Consider the following 430-nt stretch of genomic DNA (forward strand, 5'->3'; position numbering starts at 1 on the left):
GCCAACACAAACTCGCGCGTTACAGGCACTTGCCTCACGCCGTTGTTAATGTGACCAACGGCGTGTTTTTTCTTATGTCTTTGACTTACCCCAACACTGTAGGATAGAGATAATGCCCCCTGAGGTAGGCGGCAGGGTAAAATAGAGTTAACTCTTTAACTATTAAGAAGGCATAATGGCTGAAAACGGCTTTAGCAGGCAGTGGCGCGAAGATCGAGGTGACCGTCGCGGTTTTGGTGGACGCGCAGAGCGTCGTGATGATCGTGGTTTTGAATCCCGCGGTGAACGTAAGTTTGAGCGCCGTGACGATCGTGGTGGTCGTGGCGGTTTTGAAGGTCGTGGTGAACGTAAGTTTGATCGTCGCGATAACCGTAATGACCGTGGTTTCGACCGTCGTGATGATCGCGGTGGCCGTGGTTTTGAGCGCCGC

At 52.6% G+C, this 430-nt stretch carries 1 pseudogene; it reads left to right on the plus strand.

The window, feature by feature from the left end:
• Positions 1 to 175: 175 nt before the first annotated feature.
• A pseudogene (locus HMPREF0044_RS08035) lies at positions 176 to 430 on the plus strand (DEAD/DEAH box helicase); the annotation flags it as partial.

It is taken from the genome of Gleimia coleocanis DSM 15436, assembly GCF_000159015.1.
Taxonomy (GTDB): Bacteria; Actinomycetota; Actinomycetes; order Actinomycetales; family Actinomycetaceae; genus Gleimia; species Gleimia coleocanis.